Source organism: Hyphomicrobium sp. 2TAF46 (assembly GCF_052114865.1).
Taxonomy (GTDB): Bacteria; Pseudomonadota; Alphaproteobacteria; order Rhizobiales; family Hyphomicrobiaceae; genus Hyphomicrobium_B.
In genome coordinates this window covers 359,824-377,729 of sequence record NZ_JBFRFO010000006.1, presented here as the reverse complement: position 1 = coordinate 377,729, position 17,906 = coordinate 359,824, and the positions used below count along the sequence as shown (strand labels likewise).

Sequence of the window (17,906 nt, the reverse complement as noted above, 5' to 3'; positions counted from 1 at the left end):
CAGCACGTTCTGCGCCGCCCGCGCCGCCCGCGCCGCCTCCTGCTGACCGGACTGCGCCGCCGCAATCGCCGCCGCCGACGGCGTCGGCAGGTTGTTCCCGCTCGCCAGCGGATTGGCGGCAGCCCCCGGCGACGCCAGCGCCAGAGCGGCGGCGCTGGTTCCCGCCCACAACGCGCGCCGCAAGGCCTCGCCACCCAGGCTCGAAAAACCCACCTTCGGCGTGCGGATATCGTGACGAACCTGGTTCCGACGGGCTTTATCGCTTGGCATTATGAGTCCCTTCGCGCGGAATTGCTTTCCATTCACAGCGAAGACGGATTGAGATCGTCGAATCCACCGCGTCGGCGAAAAAACTTTTGGTGTCGTCGGCTGGGTTGATTTCCATACCCAGAAGCCATTTGGTCCGAGGCCTCAGCCCACCAGAACCACGCCGCCGGGCAACGACCGGGTGCGGATATTCATGGCCTTCGACATGAAATCGATGACGTCGTCGATGCGGTCGAGACGAAAGTTGGCTACGACCTGCCGTTGCCCGAGCTTGGCGTCGAGAAGGACGATCCGGCCGGAACGGTAACGATTCACCTCGTCGATGACATTCGACAGTGATGCTCGCCGGAAAATCAGCAGGCCACGCTGCCAGGCCGTAATTGCCTCCGGGTCGATGACCGCGGCCTCGCCCAGCCCGCGTTCATCATAGGCAATCTGCTGACCGTCGCGAATAGTGGCGGTGCTGTTCAGACACCGAACCTGAACTTCGCCATTGATAGATGTGACTTTGACCAACGAACCGTCCTTACGAATATTGAAGGACGCCCTGGTTGCTGCGGCACGACCACTTCCGGCAACGACCACCAATTCACGCAAGGCATCATCGCGCTTTGCGATCGCCGCCTCTCCCGCAAGAAGCTCGATTTGTGTGGCACCGCCAGAAGTGGCAAGCAAATCGATGCTGGTCCGCGTATTTATTTCAACCGAAACGTGAGTTGCGACATCGATCTGCTGTCGTTCACCTGTCCGCGTCCGATAATCCGCGGCGAACTCGGAAAAGGATGGCCATAGATCGAGGGGCGGCCGAATGACAAGGGCACCTGCTGCCGATGCGGCCAGCGCACTGCCGCCGACAAGAAAAGCGCGCCGTGCCAGACGCGGAGTCCCCGCCGGAAACGCCTCTACCGTCGAGCGCAGAGAATGAGAACGATCGGCTTCGGCTTTCTGCGCCGCTTCCCCCAACACAGTCCAGAGCAAGGCCGCCCCGGCAAATTCCTTGGCATGCGCCGGACTTTTAGCGCGCCAGGTTTCCAGTTCTTCGAGGTCTCGCGCCGTCGCTTCGCCGCTATTGAGCCGCCGCAACCAAGCCAACGCCTCGACGCGCAACGCTTCGTTTTCCGGATTGCGGCGGTTGGAATCATTCATGACTGTAAAGGTTTCGCCCATCATCGCGGGACCGCTTGAAATATCCGTGTCATATCTTAGACGCTTCGGGAGCGCCTGTTCCGCCCCCTGCTGGTGGATTTTTGTTCAGAACCTCACTGAGATGATCGAGCGCGGCCTTCAATTCACGGTCGACCACCCGCAGCGTAATCCCGTGGCGTTCGGCGATCACCTTGTACGGCAGATGTTCAAGGCGCGCCGCAATGAAGACCGCACGGCGGCGGGGCGGGAGTTCGTTGATCGCGTTGGCGAGGGCATCGAGTTCGAGGCGCGCTTCCACGATGCGGGCGGGATCGAGATCGTCCTGTGCCCGCCGATAGAGCGCCTCGATCTCGATCTTGCTGAGCCAGCTCTTGTCGGCGCGCTGCCGATCCGTCGCAACGTTCAGCGCGATGCGATAGAGATAGGCTTTGGGATTATGCACGGCTGCGCTTGAAGCATTCGCATCAATACGATCAAGACGCATCCAGGCTTCATGCAGCACTTCACTGGCAAAGTCGGCGGATCCGAAACGGCGTGCGAGCCGCTGTTTCAAGCCGTAGTAGTCGTCGACCAGGAGCCGACGCAGCATGGTCAGGATGGTTTCCGTCATCGTGCGGGCTCACCATGCATGGCCGCACGAGAAAGGGCGCGGCGAACGCCGGAACAGTATCCGGCTGATCGCGCATCAGATGTGACAAGCAATGTAACGGGCTGAGGCATATCAGCGGGCGGTGGAGTGCCGATTGCAAGACCTCGAAAGACAGCCACTAGCAAGGCATCGCGTCGACCATCTCCCGTAGACGTCACGAGTTCGGTGCGTGCGACCGCGCCGGAACCACCGATCCAGAAGCGCACGAGAGCCCGATAGGATCCTGGTGCCGTTTCTTCACGCTGACAGAGCGCGCTGCGCATGGCATCTTGAAGCGCCGCGGAATAGCGATTGAACCGCAGTACCATCGGCGATGCCGCATCACGAGCCGGCGTTCCTGCGGCGCTGGTCGAGAGAGACACCAGCGTAAATCCCTGGTCATCGATGGCGCGAGCGGCAAGGCCCGTCCCGGCCAGCAGATTGTTCAAAGCAATCTCTGGAACGAAAATGCCTTTCAGCGCTGCCGACTGGCGGCCCGCGGTCAATTCGGCATCAACAAATAATTGTATCTGTGTCGTGGCGCCGAAGGTACTCAACGCCAGTTCAAGAGACTGGGCTGGAATGTCGAATTCCATCGAACGCCCAGTTTTGCTTTTTTCCTCGTATGGCGGCGGCGATGTCTGTGCCTGCACGGATTCGATCGCGGGCGTGGCACAGACGATCGCGAGGAGTATGGCGATGGACCGCCGCAACGCTCTTGCTCCGCGCCATCGCGCTGCTCGTCCCATAAGATCTTTGGTGAGCGCCTGGAGACGCATGAATATGGCTCCGTGCGGCATTTGACCGGCCCAATCCCTACCCGCGCGGATGCGGCCAAACCTCAACCAATACATACACCAACACCCGACCTGCGATCGGTACGCAACTCAACGCCGAACCGGCACGCAATTCCGTTCTCCATTCGGACATGGAGAGGCGATCACGTTGTTCTGGATGGTTGCAACGAAGGTGACCGGCCTCCCCGACACAAGTTAGCCAGCAGAAGGCAACTCCTCACATTGACCCTATCGGGTGAGGATGACACTTATGTTACGGTCGTTGCGCTCCAACCGCAGTCGACGGGCCGCCGATTGGGATCGGCTGCCGAATAGGGCCGGGGCTCAACCTTGCATACATGCATGCATTGCATTTGGGTCAGATGCCGGCATTACCGGTACCGCGCGGGCGACTGAGGTTCAGCTCAGACGTTACCTTGATCGTTCGCGAAGCGCGGCCTGTTTCGCGCGGTTACCGCAGACAGCCATGCTGCACCACCGCCTTCGGTGACTCTTGGTGCGATCGACGAACATCAACGTACAGGCATGTCCCTCGCAGGCTCTGACGAGGTTGAAATCCTCGTTGCAAATCACGTTCGCCATTTCTCGCGCGATCGGCTGAAGAAGGCTTTCCGGTGAACGCCAACGGCGCTGCTCTACCCACATCAGGAATGACCCTTGAGTCACCGTGGTGTTCTGGTCGCGCGGCGCGACTTGGCCAAAGACCTCGTCACGCTCCAGAATTCGATTGAGGGGGTCGAGCTGCTGTAGAGCACTCGGCTTTAGTGCTCTACCCTTGTGCTTTCGAACGAAGCCGCGGAACCACTCGCGCAGCGAGCGGGCCTGCGCAGCGACTGCATCCAATTCACCCGGCAAGGCTCCGGCCTTTAAAGTTTTAAGAACATCCGTTGGAACGAGATCGGCCGCTTTGAGCCACGCCAAGAGGTCGTCGCCGGAACCAAGCCATTCGACAGGGGTATCAACCGGCGTGGCAAGGGAGTTCAGGAAGTCCAAACCCTTGGCATCGGCGATGAAAATGGGTGCTGGGCGGATGTTACTCATGGCGGTTGACCTGCAATCAATAAGGCCGCAACGGCATAACCAGCAAAACGTCTATTGACAAGTTATTGGCCGTCGTTTTACACACCCGATCGTTGTAACCGTCTATATATTGTTTCAATGGTTATTCCTGATCTGTTTGCTGCGACACTACAATGGAGGATCGGCGCGTGACGAAAGGGAACGTGAATGTGGTTTTAGCTCACGGCGCGTGGGCCGATGGCTCGAGTTGGAACGATGTGATCACGCCCCTGCAGCGGCAGGGGATTTCGGTCATCGCGGCTCCTCTTCCGCTAACCTCCCTCTCAGACGACGTTGCGGCTCTTGACCGGGCTATCGCCCGAACGGAAGGGCCCATCGTTCTTGCAGCTCATGCCTATGCAGGTGCGGTTATCTCAGCTGCCAAAAGCGAGCGGATCGAAGCGCTCGCCTACATCGCGGCGTTGACGCCCGATGAAGGCGAGACTGTCGCCGATATCTTCTATCGCGCGGCGCCTCATGCGGACGCGCCGAAACTTGTGCCCGATGCCGACGGATTTATCTGGATGCCGGACGCCGGCTTCAAATCGGCTTTCGCGCAGCACGCAGCGGCAGAGCGATTAGCCCTACTCGCCGCAACGCAAAGGCCGATCAACGTCGCCTGCATTCAGGAGAAGGCACCCAAACCCCTATGGCGATCGAGGCCTTCCTGGTTTCTGATCGCCGAAGAAGATCGCATGATCAATCCGGCGACCGAGTACTTCATGGCCGCACGGATGGCCGCAAAAGTCCGCTCCGAGAAAATCGACCACACGCCTTTGGTGACTGCTCCAACGACGGTCACCGACACGATCCTTGAGGCCGTGTGCTCGGTCGCAGGATGAGATCGCGGCCATGCGCAGACAGCGCGCGCATATAGATAACCCCTAAAAGTCTATTTAAACGGATAGAACGGAGAATAACGATGACCAAAGTGAGCTTTGAGAAGGTCAATGTCGACGGCTTCAATGTTTTCTATCGTGAGGCAGGCCCGAAGGACGGATCGACAATCCTCTTGCTTCATGGGTTTCCGAGCTCAAGCCATATGTTCCGCGATCTCATCCCTCTTCTCGCCAGCCGCTTTCATGTCGTGGCACCCGATCTTCCGGGCTTCGGCCAATCGGACATGCCGTCTCGAGAAAAATTCAGGTACACATTCGACAACATAGCAACCGTCATCGACCGCTTCACGGAGGTGATAGGTCTCAAGAAGTTTTCGATTTACGTTTTCGACTATGGTGCCCCCACAGGCTTCCGCCTCGCCTTGAAGCACCCTGAACGCATCACCGCAGTCATCTCGCAAAATGGCAATGCCTACGAGGAAGGTCTGAGCGAGGGATGGAACCCCATTCAGGCCTACTGGAAGAATCCCTCTGACGCCAATCGAGCGGCGCTTCGTCAGTTCCTGACGCCGGAAGCGACGTTCTGGCAGTATACGCACGGTGTATCGGATGCGACTGCTGTCTCCCCCGACGGCTATTCACTTGATAACTTTTACCTTGCGCGTCCCGGATCAGACGAGGTGCAGCTCGACCTCTTCGGCGACTACAAGAGTAACGTCGCGCTCTATCCGAAATTCCAGGACTACTTCCGCATGCATAAACCGCGCATGCTGGCGATCTGGGGTAAGAACGATCCATTCTTCCTGCCGCCGGGGGCCGAGGCCTTCAGGCGCGATAACCCGAATGCGGTGGTCAAATTCTTGGACACAGGTCACTTCGCGCTCGAGACACACGCTGACCATATCGCCGAGGAAATTCGCAACTTCCTTTCCTGATCTTCAATCGAAAGCGCGCTGAGTTCGCGATATGCCAAGCGGTCAACGAGCCCCAACGGGCATGCAGAGATAGCCTGAAATGCGGACATCGACTTTGCAATTGGGCCCGGACTTCGATCCGCCAGCTCGGGCTTAGTCGATGTCTGCGGCAGCTCCACAATCGTTATCCCAGGACGACTGTGAATAGCCGAGCGCCGCGGCAGCCTGCCTTTGTCTCGCGGTTAGCTGGGACCAGCTTTCCCCCTCCGAACGCGTTGTTCCATCTGAATCCCAGACGCTGCGACTATAGCCAAGCATAGCCCAAGCCCGTCGCACCCCATAGGGCAACTCGTCCCAACTCCGATTATCGTAACCACAGCCAGCAAATGCGTCAGCAACGACAATGTGCCGGAACTGCGGGTTGAGAGCCGAAAGCATCATGATTGAGGAGAAGGCGATGGCGTAGCCAAGCGCCCGAGTTTTTATGGCCATTTGAAAACTCCTACTCATCGTTGTCACAGGTTATCCGTTTGTGGCTATGCGCCGGCCAGCAGGCATTTGACTGCTCGCGGGCTCATTTGAAAAAGGGCAATTGAAGAAGCAGCAGCACGATAATTCCTGCTTCGAGGAAGTGTCCGATCATTGCGGTTCTTCGTTCTTTCGCCGCATTTTTTTCTTCGAACAGCTTTGAGTTGGCGATCTCATACTGCTCTAATGCGAACTCGATTGGGTCTTCCAACTCTTCGACGCGCTCGTACAGCGCACCGGCGAGTACCAGCTCCGAAAAGACGCGCCGAGATAGCTCATCAGAATCCGTATCGAGCTGTTCCAGTGCACGGCAAATTCGGAGATGCTTGGCTTTCATGCGCGCCGAGCGTTCGTTCATTTCGTCCAAATGCTTTTGATATGCCTGCCGGTGCCGCGTTACAGAACGAGTCAGCGGGACGTCGGCGTCGATCGACGACCATGCGGCGTTCATTGCCTTCTCGAGCTCAATCGTTTCGCGTTGTGCGACGGTGAACCGAACAACGGCGTCTATGACGGAGTGAATATGATCAGAGGCTGCGTAGATCAAAGCTCGGTCGTGCGCACAGAACACCCTGACTGTGCGCACGCCTGCTCTGACCGTTTGGCCAGCGGCGTCACGCATCCAAGTCTCCGCGTCTCGCTCGATGTTTTTGGGGCTACTCACGCCGAGCGGCAGGCAAACGATGGTCAAGGCACCCGGAGTCACCGTCGACATCGAAGCGGCGATCTGCTCAGTTTCGAGTTCGGTCATCACGGCAATCAGATTGCGCGGCTGCGTGATGATAATCGAGCCAGAATCGGGCGGATCGCTCCCTTCTTCGAAGGTGATTGTCCAAGCCCGCGCCGATATGCCTTCATTTTTTCGCACGGGAACATCTAGCATAGCGTGCTCCTTGAACTATTCGGCGGCGATCGAAACGTCATCGCGTGAGATGAGGCTTGGGAGTTCTTTTTGGACTTCAACTTTTTTGGACTCGTAGATGCAGTACATCAGGCTTTCCGCATCTTCGAACCAATGTCCGGGCCCGGCTCCCGCTGCTTCAGCGATCTTCCAGGCGTCGTTGAGTAGCACCGGGTCCATGAGCGCGTGACTGAAGCCGGCTTCGCAGAGCTTCTCTGACCAGTCCCACCGAGAGCCTAGCGTCTCAACACTATTGAGAAGTTCGTGACGCTCGATCAAATCAATCGGCAAATCTGTTGCAACGGATCCAAGTACGAGACCATGCCGTGTTACGCGCCGAATTTCCTCAATCGCTTTTGAAATCCTGTTTTGTGGGAGGCGGAAAAGCCCGCACTCGATGACCGCGTCAAAGGACTGGTCTTTGAATGGCAAGTCGTCGAACTCACAATAGACATTAACGTCACCAACTTCAGGTGAAGTTGGTGCGATCGCAGGTCTGTTGCACTCCACACCAATCGCGTCGTAGCCAAGAGCCCTCAGTGCGGCGACCGTTCGTCCCTGCCCAGCACCGATGTGCAGTATCCTTGAATTTCTGTCTAAGCCCCATGTCACCTTCAGTAGGTCGGCGAGAATCGAGACGGGGCACAGCTGCTCCAGAGTTTCAGCTATCGGTGCTGGTTCCCTGTCGGACGCACCAAGCTCCACGCGGCGGCGGATCAGAATTTCGGCCATTACGATGTCTGTCGCGGCGTCCGCAGAATCAAAGGCGCCGTTGAGCGTCGCATCAAAAATATAGTCACCAACCAAGACAAGTCCGGGGAGATTTTCGGGATCCGGGCGGTGACTATCTGTGCGTTGTCGTACGGGCAGCCCGCCGGGTATGGCGTTGACCGACGCCATCCAGCGATGGATTCGCCGATCGATGATGAGATCTTTTCCTTCGGCGAGTTCAGGCGGCAAGGCATCGAGGCACAGTCGCTCGATGCGGTCATCGGACAAATTCGCAAGCGCCAGCGCGGCATTGCCAGCGATCAAGAAGGCTAGGGCTCCGCAGGCCGAAAAATCATTTCGTGCGCCTTCATCATAGACGCAGCTACCATCGAACGCGTCGAGGTACCACCAGTCTGTGGGAAGATGCTCACGCCAAAACGGTCTCTTGAAGAGCAGCGTGGCTCGAACATAGTGAGCCGGACGATCGTAATATGCGACGTGTCTAGCGATCGCCTGCTGCAGCGGCTCGGATCGCCAATAGATTGTCGAAAGGGATGTGAGCGGCAGTGCCACAATGACGAGGTCGGCAGTTGTTATCTCTTGAACGCCATTGGCCTGTAATTCGATTTTATATGTACCGTCGGGCAAGGGCTCAACCGCGACGACGTTGGAACCAAGGCGTATTTCCGCATCGAGTTCTTCGACGAGCCCCGTAACGATCTGCTCATTGCCGCCGACGACGGAGAAGATATCCATATAGCCGTCAATATCGACGACGACGTTCTTCAGAAAATTGAGCCCATTCGTCAGATGGGGAGGAGCGGCAACGTCGCTGTGAGCTGAAGCACGCACATACCGCCGGGCCGCATCATCCTTGATCTCTGTCGCTAGAACGTATTCGGCAGAGACGTTTGCCCAACAATGTTCGTTATCCATTCGCGCATTGGAAAGATAATAGTCTTCCGGGCTCATCAAATCGACGCAGCGCTTCAAAAATGCATTCACTTCATCTTGCGTGCGTTCCCCAAACTCTCGCCCAAGATCGTCGGAGGTCGGAACGATCTTGCCATCAAGAACGCATGGGCCGCCCTGCAGATATTTGACCTTTAGACCGAGATAATTGACGATTAAATCGCGTAGTGGATCGGGTCCGATGCGTGAGTAATCGTAGATCTCGGCAACGCCGGCTTCGTATGGTCCAATACCGGAGAATTGTCCGGTGGCGATCTTGCCTCCCAGACGCTCGCTTGCTTCGTAAATTGTGATTTGGCAGCTGGAGCCGGCCTTCTCTGCCAAATGCCAAGCGGAAAATAATCCACCAGGCCCACCGCCGATAATCGCTACACTGACTTGCTTCGGCATCGTGAGGACGCTCTCTCACTGAAACCCGTTACTAGGGCTGAACATTTAGCATCGAAGGTTGAGCTATTATTTTTATCGTTCAGATCTCATTTGTTTCGCATGGAGGGCGCGCGAAGCGGATCTGGCTAAAATAAATTCGGTTTTGCAATATCGGATGTCGGGGCGGCGCACTTCGATGAAAAGCAACGCCTCGGTGATATCGAGGGTTGATCGTCACTTTGGCAATGGACATCGTCAGTTCAAGCTAATCCCTACTTCATGGGCCTTGTAAACTTTGGCGAGAAATTCCTCAGACTTCTAAAATTTGCTGTGTACGGACGAATCACGATCTCGCCGCAGATTTTCCCCTTCGGTGGCTTGTTTGTTGTGTTATTCGTGCTGGAGCATTCCCGCATTATCAAGCGGATGCTCTGCGATATATCCAACGTCATGACGGCATTGCCGGTATTTATCAATGCTTCGAGTATACGGGGCGCTCACCCGCATACTCAGGTTGATACTAACTCATTGCTTGCGTCGGCGCGTCATCGCTCCACGGGGATCATTTCGTCCTTTCGAGCTTTGATCCGGAAGAAAATCTCCGGAACAAGTTTGCAACAGTTGCAAATGAAACGATGCCTCAGCAGAAGCGGCCTCTTGCCGGGAAAAGCTGGCAAAGAGATTGCGCGTAATTCCAATTTCTCGCGTTCAATCTCGGGAGCATTTCGGGCCTAGGCTACGAGGCCTATCCTCCGTGCGATACATCGGTGGCAGTTTTGTTCGATTCTTAGAGGTGCTCCGTGATCCGCTTCTTCGTTACGCTCGTTATCACCGTGTCGACGGCCACGTGCTGTTTCGCCGAACCAACGACCTGGTCGTGCAAGCCGGTCTGGAGCTTCAGCGGCATGGGCAAAAAGGTTTACGAGGGCCTTAGTGGAGACGAATCCGGAGCAAGAGATTCAGCACGCGCGAGCTGTGTCAACGAAAACCGCGGCCTGGAACTCGATGACTTTTGCCTCGCGGCACCAATAGACAACGACTGGCATTGTGCGCAAGGTCAGGCCGGAGCATCTCAGAAAAGCTGATCGGGCTCACTCTTCCTGTCGGCTCAAAGCTTCGCCGATTCCTTCAGAATTTTTTGACTTTCCGGGAAAGAGGCGCGCCGCTCTCGACTACGATGGGTTTCCAGAGCGGCCACTGAATTTCGTTCCCATCGAGTCCTCAGCCGTGACATCGATTGAATCGCTTGGCTTCGCCTCATATGAAAACCGGAAATGCGGATCTTCGCTGATCGAGATACCGCCTTCCAACGCGAAGATGAGTTTCCCGCCGGTTGTCACAGAAAGCTTCGAGATAAAGCGCGCTGGCGGGTAGCCTCCCGAGAGCTGGTCAATCGCCATTCCCGAAATATTCGGATGGCGGATCATCACCTCGCCGAGGCTCGATCCGTCAGCTTGAATTGCGGTTCTTACCCGCATTTTTCCCATCGCTTTTTCGGCCTCTTCCGGATCGCGGCTCGCGGGAGCCGAGCACCCGCCGGAAGCTTTGATAAAGGACCGCGTCATATAAAGCTGACCGTCACGCGTCTCAGCTATCGCACGTATGAAGGTATATCGATCGACGCGAACCCGAGTTCCCATAATCCGCTCGCCGTCTCCCGACGCCTCGCCATAGGTGAATTTGGCGACGACGGGAGACGGATTTTGATCGATGATGAGCGTCAGAGACTTCACCTTGTTCGCGATGGCCGGCGCCAAACGAACGGTGATCGGAACAATGGCCGCATCTTCCGCTCGGTCAGGCGCCTGCAGCGTGACAAGGCCATTTCCGTCGGCGATGGCACTTGCGCCGAAAACCTCCTTGCGTAGGCTCGCCCACGCGGACCCATCGTCGGGCAACTGGTTCTCGGCTCGAATGCCACCCGAAAGAACGACCGGCAGCATCAGTGCGAAGATGGCCGAAAAAATACTGTTTAGGCGAAACACGACACCCTCCTTTTTCGCCGTGACGATGGCGTCTTTCGCCTGATATGGCGTTTCTTCGGCATTTTATCATCTTCCCAATATCATTTCCAATGCCCATCGCCAGCATTTCGGCGGCTATCCCTGCGTAAATGCAAGAGTCGAAGTTTCCGTGGGCTTTCCGCGGGATGGACACGATCAGTCAGTTCGAAGCCTTATTGATCGGGCGAGACAGCCCCGGGGCATAAGCTGGCGATGATGTGCGCGTCGGCGAAGGTTAAGGCTAAGCAATCCTTCCATCGCGCGATAGAATTTGAACAGCACGCGCAATGGATACAATTCGATAATCAATAGCGCGCTTGGCAATAAATACTTTCATTTAAACAAGAGACATTCGCCGCGCGCGCTCTCTACACTGCGCTCAGTGGTGTTCAAGTTTCAACGTGAGCGACGATGGCAAGCGCAAAATCCGAAGCTCGCAAGGAACTTGGCCGCGATGTCTGTTCCGTGGATCTCGCCTTGCAGGGCGGCGGTTCGCACGGCGCTTTCACTTGGGGCGTGTTGGATCGCCTACTGGAAGAACCCTGGCTGAAGATCGACGGCATCTCCGGCACATCGGCCGGCGCCATGAACGCTGCCGTTTTGATCGATGGTCACACGCGCGGCGGTGCAGAAGGGGCGCGCGCCGCCTTGGAGACCTACTGGCGCCACGTATCTCAAGCGGCGCTGCTCAGCCCTTTTCAGCGTACGCCGCTCGACGTCATGCTTGGGCGCTGGACGCTCGACACCTCGCCGATGTTCATTGCGATGGATTTGATGTCGCGCGTGTTCTCTCCCTATGACCTCAATCCTGGCGGTGCCAATCCGCTGCACGAGATTCTGACCCAGAACATCGATTTCGAACGGCTGGCACGCGCGCCCATCAAACTGTTTGTCACCGCAACGAACGTGCATACCGGCCGCGGCCGAGTGTTCCGCAACGCGGACATTACTCCGGAGGTGCTGCTCGCTTCTGCCTGCTTACCGACGCTGTTCCAGGCTGTCGAAATCGACGGACAAAGCTATTGGGATGGCGGCTATTCCGGCAATCCCACGATCACGCCTCTCGTTCGCGAATGCACCTCCAAAGACACGATCCTCGTTCAAATCAATCCGATCGAGCGGAGCGAGATACCGCAATCGGCGCGCGACATTCTCAATCGGCTCAACGAAGTTTCGTTCAATGCCGTCCTGATGAAAGAGCTACGCATGATCGCGATGCTGCGGCAGATCGCGAACCCAGGGAACTCCGAAGGCGCGCTATGGGCAGGCATGCGCATCCACCGCATCGCTAGCGAGGCAATGGCCACGCTCGGTTACTCCTCGAAGCTAAACGCTGAATGGGAATTCCTGTGCATGCTGCGCGACGAAGGACGCCGTTCGGCCGAGTCCTTTCTTGAGAAGGATGGGACGAACGTCGGCCGACGTCCCACATTCGATCTCGACGCGCTGCTTGAAGGAGTATGACGCGATGGGTCTTATCGGTATCCTGATCGGCCTCGGTCTGCTTGTCTGGTTTGCCTTCAGAGGATGGAGCGTTCTTATACTAGCTCCCGCAGGCGCCCTTATTGCAGCTGCGTTCGCGCGGGAACCATTGCTCGCCCATTGGACGCAAACGTTCATGGGGAGCGCAGCACAATTCCTCGCGCAGTTCTTTCCGATATTTCTGCTGGGCGCGCTTTTCGGCAAGCTGATGGAAGACAGTGGCTCGGTTACCGCAATCGCCAACACCATGACCGAACGGCTCGGAAAGGAGCACGCGATACTCGCCGTCGTGCTCGCCGGCGCCATCGTGACGTACGGTGGCGTCAGCCTTTTCGTAGCGTTTTTCGTATTGGCGCCAATGGCTGGGGCCCTGTTTCGCGCTGCCGCCATTCCTCTCCGGCTCATGCCAGCGGCGATCGTCCTCGGCACATCCACTTTCACGATGTCGGCGTTGCCGGGGACGCCGGCTATTCAGAACGCAATTCCGATGCCGTTCTTCGGCACGACACCTTTCGCCGCCCCAGGGCTTGGCATCATTGCTTCAGCTATCATGCTGGGTTTTGGCCTGTGGTGGCTCAACCGCGCCGAAACCTCTGCGCGCCATTCTGGCGAAAGCGCCGGCGTTTCGACCGCAGCCGCCGATGACGCGGTGGATAATGCACTGGTCCGCGAACTCGCCACGACTGCGCGTGAATTCGATCCCGCGGAAATACGTCGCGGTCATCTCAGTGAAACCTCACCGCCCATTTTCGTGGCGGCGTTACCGCTGATCGTAGTCGTTGGCGTCAACTTTCTGATGTCGATGTTCGTTTTGCCGCGACACGACGCGACGTTCCTGGCGGAGCCCCGGTGGGGAGCCACGTCTCTTTCGGCAGTGGGTGGCGTCTGGTCCGTGGTGGTCGCGCTCTTTACCGCAATCGTGACGCTCATCATCATCAACCGGCAACGTCTGCCGGCTCTCCGCGAGAGCATGGACGCTGGCGCTAATGCTTCGGTCTTGCCTGCCTTGAGCGTGGCAAGCCTCGTCGGCTTCGGCGCTGTCGTAGCGGCGCTACCTGCTTTTGCGGTTGTGCGAGACTGGGTGCTATCGATCGGGGGCGGTCCGCTTGTCTCGCTCGCGGTCGCAACCAACGTTCTCTCCGCGCTGACGGGTTCGGCGTCGGGAGGATTGACAATTGCACTCGACGCGCTTGGACCTACTTATATGGACCTTGCGGCACAACACGGCATTGATCCCGCTCTCTTGCACCGCGTTGCGGTGATCGGCGCCGGTACGCTCGATAGCCTACCCCACAACGGCGCAATTGTTTCTGTGCTCGCCGTCTGCGGAACGACGCATCGGGAGAGTTATTTTGATATCGTCATGGTTGCCATCGTCGGTGCCATTATCGCGTTGGCAACAGTGATCATCCTAGGCACGATGTTCGGATCATTCTGAAAAGCTATCGGAGACAAGCAATGCGCCCGATCGTCGATCCGCGCGAAGGCGATGTCGAGGACGACGCATCGAGCACCAAACGGCGGACGCTCGTCTCGCTAGCCGGAAGCCTGTTGGCAGAGATCAGCATTCCGAAGCTCTTGGCTGCGTGGGCAATTCTCATCGTCTTGCCGGCTTTGTTGCTCGGCGTGGCTCCGCTTCTTGCCTCGATATGGATCGGCACGGTCTCGTCGAAGGCGGCGGCGATTTTTTCGGGCGTAGTGCCAGCCCTGCTGTTGATCGTCCTGATCGGATTGGCTTGGTTCGGCGGAAGGCCGCTGTGGCGGCTGATGGAAGCGAATTTCTGGACATTGAATGCGCTCGCCGTGCAGCCTGCCTACGCACTCTCGCGCGAGGCGCTCCGTCAGTTCGCCGAGAGGTTTCTGCCCGTCGACGCCGATCAACGCTCGCGCGACATGACGCGCGCGCTCAGCGCCGCCGTATCGGGTCTCTTGATTTGCGGGCTTTCGATTTTGATGGTCGCGCTCGCCTGGCCAAGCACGCGATGGACCGGTACGCTGGCCGATCTCTCTTCGCCAGCCACTCTCGTCCACATAGCTTTGCACAATAGCATCGTCATCGTTGCCGGTTACCTCGCCGTCGCCGGACTGATGTGGGGCTTGGCGGATACCTTGATGCCGCAGCCGCGCGATCTTCCGCGTTTCGAATCGGCGCCAGCGTCAGGGAAAATCTGGCGGGTAGCGCATCTTTCCGACATTCACGTCGTCGGAGAAAGGTTCGGCTTTCGGATTGAAGGCGGCCGTTCCGGTCCGAGGGGGAACGAGCGCTTCAAGGCGGCGTTGGCGAAGCTCGACGCAATCCATGCGAACGATCCGCTCGATATCATCTTGATCAGCGGCGACATCACCGATGCGGGACGTTCATCGGAGTGGGCGGAGTTCCTCGATGCGATCACGCCTTACCCGCACCTGACCGAATTGATGATCATGCTTCCGGGCAATCACGACCTGAATGTCGTCGACAGGGCGAATCCAGCGCGACTGGATTTGCCGACAAGCCCGAAGAGGCGTCTGCGCGAGATCCGCGCTCTCTCAACTATCGCGGAGCTGCAGGGCGAGCGCGTGCATGTGGTCGATGGCACGACGGGCGAACCTCGCTCCACTCTCAATGCATTTCTCGAGCCCTATGCCGAACGCATTGCCGATTTTGCCGACCGGGGGACGATGCGCGGCACATGGGAACTCGCGAACGTTTGGCCGCAGGCGTTTCCGATGGTGATGCTTCCGAAGACGGAGGACGGGCTCGGCGTCATACTCCTGGATTCAAACGCGCAAACGCATTTCTCATTCACCAATGCGCTCGGGCTCGTGACACGTGAACAGACAAAGGCCATCGAGACGCTGGCGCGACGCTATTCGAAAGCGAAATGGATCATAGCGTTGCATCATCACGTCGTCGAATATCCCCGGGCCGCAAAGGCTCTTTCGGAACGCATTGGCACCGCGCTCGTCAATGGAACGTGGTTTGTGCGGCGGATGCAGCAGCTGGGCGGACGGGCAATACTCATGCACGGGCATCGTCATATCGACTGGATCGGAAGTTGCGGCGACGTCGTTATTGTCTCCGCTCCGTCGCCCGTGATGGATGTGACGGACGACCGCGACACGCATTTTTACATTCAGAGCGCCGGCACCGGAGCAGACGGCAATTTCACGTTGTTCGAACCGCAACGCGTCGTTCTTCGTGGCAGCATCGATCCAACGCGCGAGGACGGGGCTATGCCAGCCCGCCGCGATCCGGCTCAGGCGCGCCGAACAGGTCAGAAATCCAGCGCGTCGACGGATTCTCCTCACAAAATGTGAGAAGGGCGATCACGATCGGAACGCCGATGAAGGCTCCGGCCAGACCCCAAAGGAAGGCCCAGAAGAAGACAGCGAACAGTACAATGAAGGGCGAAATGGATAGCGCGTTGCCGACGAACCGTGGCTCGAGATAGCTGCCGACAATGAATTGAATGACATTGAGGCACGCGAAAACGACGACGGCCATCTGCCATGACTCGAACTGCGCGATGGCGAAGATCGTAGGAAAGACGGTCGCGATCAGCGGGCCGATGAAGGGAATGAAGTTCAGCGCGAAGGCGATGACGCCCCATTCGGGAGCGAGCGGCAGCCCGACAAGCCAAGCGAAGCCCCACACCAACAGGCCGGTAATCGCGCTCATCAGCGTTCGCACCAGCATATAGCGCCTGAGTTTGTCGGCCGTTTTTGCACTGCCGGCAAGCAGCACTTCGCCCAACTTGCCGTGCTGCCAGGTTCGAAGTCTGATGCCGGCGTCATCGACCTCCAAAAGGCCGAGCAGCACATAGATGAAGACGACGATCAGGAAGCTGACCGCCGTATTGAGACGGGCCGTCACCTGCTGAGCTAGGCGCAGCATCTGATCGGGGCTGAAATAATTCGCCCACACGCCCGCAAGCTCGATGCCATGTCCTTCCAGCCACGAGGTCATCTGACCGTAAAGTGCCTGAAGGCGAGCTGCGTCGCTCACGGCGAAACGTCCGACGCGTCCCGCCGCCCAAGCCACCAGAGACGCGAAGACGATCACGACGAGAATTGTCGCCATCATTGTCAGCGCAAGGGCCACAAGCCGCGGGATGCCGGCCTGCAACCGATCCTGCAGCGGCCATACCATGGCAATAATGAACAGAGCGAAGGCGAGCGGCGCAAACACCGATTGCGCCACCGCCAGTGCCCAGACCGCCAGCACGACCGTGCATACGCCGAGCATTGCGACTAGCGAGCGATTGATCTGCGGAGGGTTCGAGGGTGGGGACATGGTCAAATCGAAGTGTGGCGCTGAGATACCCAACGGTCAAGATCATCACTTTGTGCGCATGGTAAATCGATGGGCTACTCGACGCCTTCCCGATGCACCGCGATCACCACGCGCAACAGTGACGCCGTAGACTCCACCCAGCACTCGGCCCGCTAGTTCAAAGGTAACGTCGCTTGAGGGTTTCGAGGAAGCTTCCGGTCGGGTATCGAGCGTTCTTGTCCAGACCCTTCCGGCGCCACATGTCGTTATGCAGATGGGTCGCGTACGAGCGCAGGAATATGGGCCTAAGCCGCTCGAACCAAGCAATCTGAGGCGCGCCTGAAACGAAACGTTCGGTGTAGGGCCAATCGATCGTGGTGAACTGGCAATGCCCGGACACGAACCGCGTCAAATCGTGGCTTCGGACAGCCGATTGCAGGAGGTTAGGGCCGATCTCTCCCCAGACAAGTTCATCAGGGACTTTTTCGCTCGCTGTGTCGTAGCAGTATTTCATTACAGGCGCGCCGGGCGGTGTGCGGATCACACAACTCTGTATGAACTGCTCCCGTCCGCCCCAGCTGAACCGCCGCCCTTTGTAGGCACCCGAGAAAACATATTCGCTGTCGAGCGTGAACGGCCTCAAACAAACGACGTCGAGATCAACCCAGTAGTTTCCAAGATCGAGCAGCAGCTTGTAGCGAAAGACGTTCGAAAAGCCTGCGTAGCTGCCCTCTCGCTTGTATTTGAAGACGCGATCGGCGCTTAGGATCTCGCGTCCGTCCTTGATCTCGGTACCCTTGGGGGCGCCAGTCACGCCCTCATAAGTGTAGAGGTGCACGCGGTGGCCATTCTTGAGAAACGATGCAATGGAAAGCTGTTCGATGATGGTGAGCTGGCCGCCGATCCACAAACATTGGATTACCGGCAGGTCACGCGCGCTTCCCTCCATCGTGCGCTCCCAACTTTGGCTTGGTTTGCCTATGGCGTCCGCTTGCACATGTCATCCGCTGGCGCGTCAGCATGAGATACGGCAGA

Annotated in this window: 17 protein-coding genes; 6 read left to right on the top strand and 11 right to left on the bottom strand. The window is 57.8% G+C overall.

Annotated elements, in window-relative coordinates:
* The 5 genes from AB4Z24_RS14990 to AB4Z24_RS14970 all read right to left on the bottom strand — a co-directional run.
* Positions 1-270: hypothetical protein (locus AB4Z24_RS14990; RefSeq protein ID WP_441709443.1), on the bottom strand; the 270-nt coding region annotated here is incomplete at its 3' end.
* Positions 271-411: 141 nt separating this feature from the next.
* On the bottom strand, positions 412-1,413 hold the full coding sequence (locus tag AB4Z24_RS14985) for a FecR family protein (RefSeq protein WP_441709442.1): 1,002 nt from the start codon (positions 1,411-1,413) through the stop codon (positions 412-414).
* A gap of 49 nt (positions 1,414-1,462) precedes the next feature.
* On the bottom strand, positions 1,463-2,023 hold the full coding sequence (locus AB4Z24_RS14980; RefSeq protein ID WP_441709441.1) for an RNA polymerase sigma factor: 561 nt from the start codon (positions 2,021-2,023) through the stop codon (positions 1,463-1,465).
* Positions 2,020-2,820, bottom strand: a complete 801-nt coding sequence (locus tag AB4Z24_RS14975; RefSeq protein WP_441709439.1) for an STN domain-containing protein — start codon at positions 2,818-2,820, stop codon at positions 2,020-2,022. Before AB4Z24_RS14975 ends, AB4Z24_RS14980 begins: the two co-directional genes overlap by 4 nt.
* Before the next feature lie 429 nt (positions 2,821-3,249).
* Positions 3,250-3,879 (bottom strand): CGNR zinc finger domain-containing protein, encoded by a 630-nt coding sequence (locus AB4Z24_RS14970; protein ID WP_441709437.1) that lies wholly within the window; start codon positions 3,877-3,879, stop codon positions 3,250-3,252.
* A gap of 167 nt (positions 3,880-4,046) precedes the next feature.
* Between AB4Z24_RS14970 and AB4Z24_RS14965 the strand changes: the two genes are divergently transcribed.
* Entirely contained in the window at positions 4,047-4,739 is a 693-nt protein-coding gene (locus AB4Z24_RS14965; RefSeq protein WP_441709435.1) for an alpha/beta hydrolase, read from the top strand.
* Positions 4,740-4,819: 80 nt separating this feature from the next.
* Complete coding sequence (locus AB4Z24_RS14960; RefSeq protein WP_441709433.1) at positions 4,820-5,671, top strand: alpha/beta fold hydrolase; 852 nt, start codon at positions 4,820-4,822, stop codon at positions 5,669-5,671.
* Positions 5,672-5,803: 132 nt separating this feature from the next.
* On the opposite strand, the gene AB4Z24_RS14955 is transcribed toward AB4Z24_RS14960, so the two are convergent.
* The 3 genes from AB4Z24_RS14955 to AB4Z24_RS14945 form a co-directional block, all read right to left on the bottom strand.
* Positions 5,804-6,142, bottom strand: a complete 339-nt coding sequence (locus AB4Z24_RS14955) for a hypothetical protein (RefSeq protein ID WP_441709431.1) — start codon at positions 6,140-6,142, stop codon at positions 5,804-5,806.
* An 82-nt stretch (positions 6,143-6,224) separates the two neighbouring features.
* Positions 6,225-6,929: a hypothetical protein gene (locus AB4Z24_RS14950; RefSeq protein WP_441709429.1), complete on the bottom strand. Its 705-nt coding sequence runs from the start codon at positions 6,927-6,929 to the stop codon at positions 6,225-6,227.
* A gap of 147 nt (positions 6,930-7,076) precedes the next feature.
* Positions 7,077-9,152 (bottom strand): FAD-dependent oxidoreductase, encoded by a 2,076-nt coding sequence (locus AB4Z24_RS14945; RefSeq protein ID WP_441709428.1) that lies wholly within the window; start codon positions 9,150-9,152, stop codon positions 7,077-7,079.
* A 258-nt stretch (positions 9,153-9,410) separates the two neighbouring features.
* Between AB4Z24_RS14945 and AB4Z24_RS14940 the strand changes: the two genes are divergently transcribed.
* On the top strand, positions 9,411-9,866 hold the full coding sequence (locus AB4Z24_RS14940) for a hypothetical protein (RefSeq protein ID WP_441709426.1): 456 nt from the start codon (positions 9,411-9,413) through the stop codon (positions 9,864-9,866).
* A gap of 437 nt (positions 9,867-10,303) precedes the next feature.
* Here AB4Z24_RS14940 and AB4Z24_RS14935 read toward each other — a convergent pair whose 3' ends face one another.
* On the bottom strand, positions 10,304-11,116 hold the full coding sequence (locus AB4Z24_RS14935) for a quinoprotein dehydrogenase-associated SoxYZ-like carrier (RefSeq protein WP_441709424.1): 813 nt from the start codon (positions 11,114-11,116) through the stop codon (positions 10,304-10,306).
* Between the two features lie 429 nt (positions 11,117-11,545).
* Between AB4Z24_RS14935 and AB4Z24_RS14930 the strand changes: the two genes are divergently transcribed.
* The 3 genes from AB4Z24_RS14930 to AB4Z24_RS14920 are packed head-to-tail and all read left to right on the top strand — an operon-like array spanning position 11,546 to position 15,916.
* Positions 11,546-12,598, top strand: coding sequence for a patatin-like phospholipase family protein (locus tag AB4Z24_RS14930; protein WP_441709422.1), 1,053 nt, complete (start codon positions 11,546-11,548; stop codon positions 12,596-12,598).
* 4 nt (positions 12,599-12,602) lie between these two features.
* The gene (locus AB4Z24_RS14925; protein ID WP_441709420.1) at positions 12,603-14,054 is read left to right on the top strand and encodes a GntP family permease; all 1,452 of its coding nucleotides are present in this window, start codon (positions 12,603-12,605) and stop codon (positions 14,052-14,054) included.
* 20 nt (positions 14,055-14,074) lie between these two features.
* The gene (locus tag AB4Z24_RS14920) at positions 14,075-15,916 is read left to right on the top strand and encodes a metallophosphoesterase family protein (protein WP_441709418.1); all 1,842 of its coding nucleotides are present in this window, start codon (positions 14,075-14,077) and stop codon (positions 15,914-15,916) included.
* On the opposite strand, the gene AB4Z24_RS14915 is transcribed toward AB4Z24_RS14920, so the two are convergent.
* Together AB4Z24_RS14915 and AB4Z24_RS14910 are read right to left on the bottom strand one after the other, a co-directional pair.
* Complete coding sequence (locus AB4Z24_RS14915; protein ID WP_441709471.1) at positions 15,831-16,844, bottom strand: AI-2E family transporter; 1,014 nt, start codon at positions 16,842-16,844, stop codon at positions 15,831-15,833. The two genes, AB4Z24_RS14920 and AB4Z24_RS14915, sit on opposite strands and share 86 nt — an antisense overlap.
* A gap of 205 nt (positions 16,845-17,049) precedes the next feature.
* Positions 17,050-17,820 (bottom strand): hypothetical protein, encoded by a 771-nt coding sequence (locus tag AB4Z24_RS14910; RefSeq protein ID WP_441709416.1) that lies wholly within the window; start codon positions 17,818-17,820, stop codon positions 17,050-17,052.
* Positions 17,821-17,906: the final 86 nt, after the last annotated feature.

What these genes read in the sequence shown, in the direction of transcription:
- AB4Z24_RS14985 (WP_441709442.1), bottom strand. Translation starts at nt 1,413, where the DNA reads ATGAATGATTCCAACCGCCGCAATCCGGAAAACGAAGCGTTGCGCGTC.
- AB4Z24_RS14980 (WP_441709441.1), bottom strand. Translation starts at nt 2,023, where the DNA reads ATGACGGAAACCATCCTGACCATGCTGCGTCGGCTCCTGGTCGACGAC.
- AB4Z24_RS14975 (WP_441709439.1), bottom strand. Translation starts at nt 2,820, where the DNA reads ATGCGTCTCCAGGCGCTCACCAAAGATCTTATGGGACGAGCAGCGCGA.
- AB4Z24_RS14970 (WP_441709437.1), bottom strand. Translation starts at nt 3,879, where the DNA reads ATGAGTAACATCCGCCCAGCACCCATTTTCATCGCCGATGCCAAGGGT.
- AB4Z24_RS14960 (WP_441709433.1), top strand. Translation starts at nt 4,820, where the DNA reads ATGACCAAAGTGAGCTTTGAGAAGGTCAATGTCGACGGCTTCAATGTT.
- AB4Z24_RS14955 (WP_441709431.1), bottom strand. Translation starts at nt 6,142, where the DNA reads ATGGCCATAAAAACTCGGGCGCTTGGCTACGCCATCGCCTTCTCCTCA.
- AB4Z24_RS14950 (WP_441709429.1), bottom strand. Translation starts at nt 6,929, where the DNA reads ATGACCGAACTCGAAACTGAGCAGATCGCCGCTTCGATGTCGACGGTG.
- AB4Z24_RS14945 (WP_441709428.1), bottom strand. Translation starts at nt 9,152, where the DNA reads ATGCCGAAGCAAGTCAGTGTAGCGATTATCGGCGGTGGGCCTGGTGGA.
- AB4Z24_RS14940 (WP_441709426.1), top strand. Translation starts at nt 9,411, where the DNA reads ATGGGCCTTGTAAACTTTGGCGAGAAATTCCTCAGACTTCTAAAATTT.
- AB4Z24_RS14930 (WP_441709422.1), top strand. Translation starts at nt 11,546, where the DNA reads ATGGCAAGCGCAAAATCCGAAGCTCGCAAGGAACTTGGCCGCGATGTC.
- AB4Z24_RS14925 (WP_441709420.1), top strand. Translation starts at nt 12,603, where the DNA reads ATGGGTCTTATCGGTATCCTGATCGGCCTCGGTCTGCTTGTCTGGTTT.
- AB4Z24_RS14920 (WP_441709418.1), top strand. Translation starts at nt 14,075, where the DNA reads ATGCGCCCGATCGTCGATCCGCGCGAAGGCGATGTCGAGGACGACGCA.
- AB4Z24_RS14915 (WP_441709471.1), bottom strand. Translation starts at nt 16,844, where the DNA reads ATGCTCGGCGTATGCACGGTCGTGCTGGCGGTCTGGGCACTGGCGGTG.
- AB4Z24_RS14910 (WP_441709416.1), bottom strand. Translation starts at nt 17,820, where the DNA reads ATGGAGGGAAGCGCGCGTGACCTGCCGGTAATCCAATGTTTGTGGATC.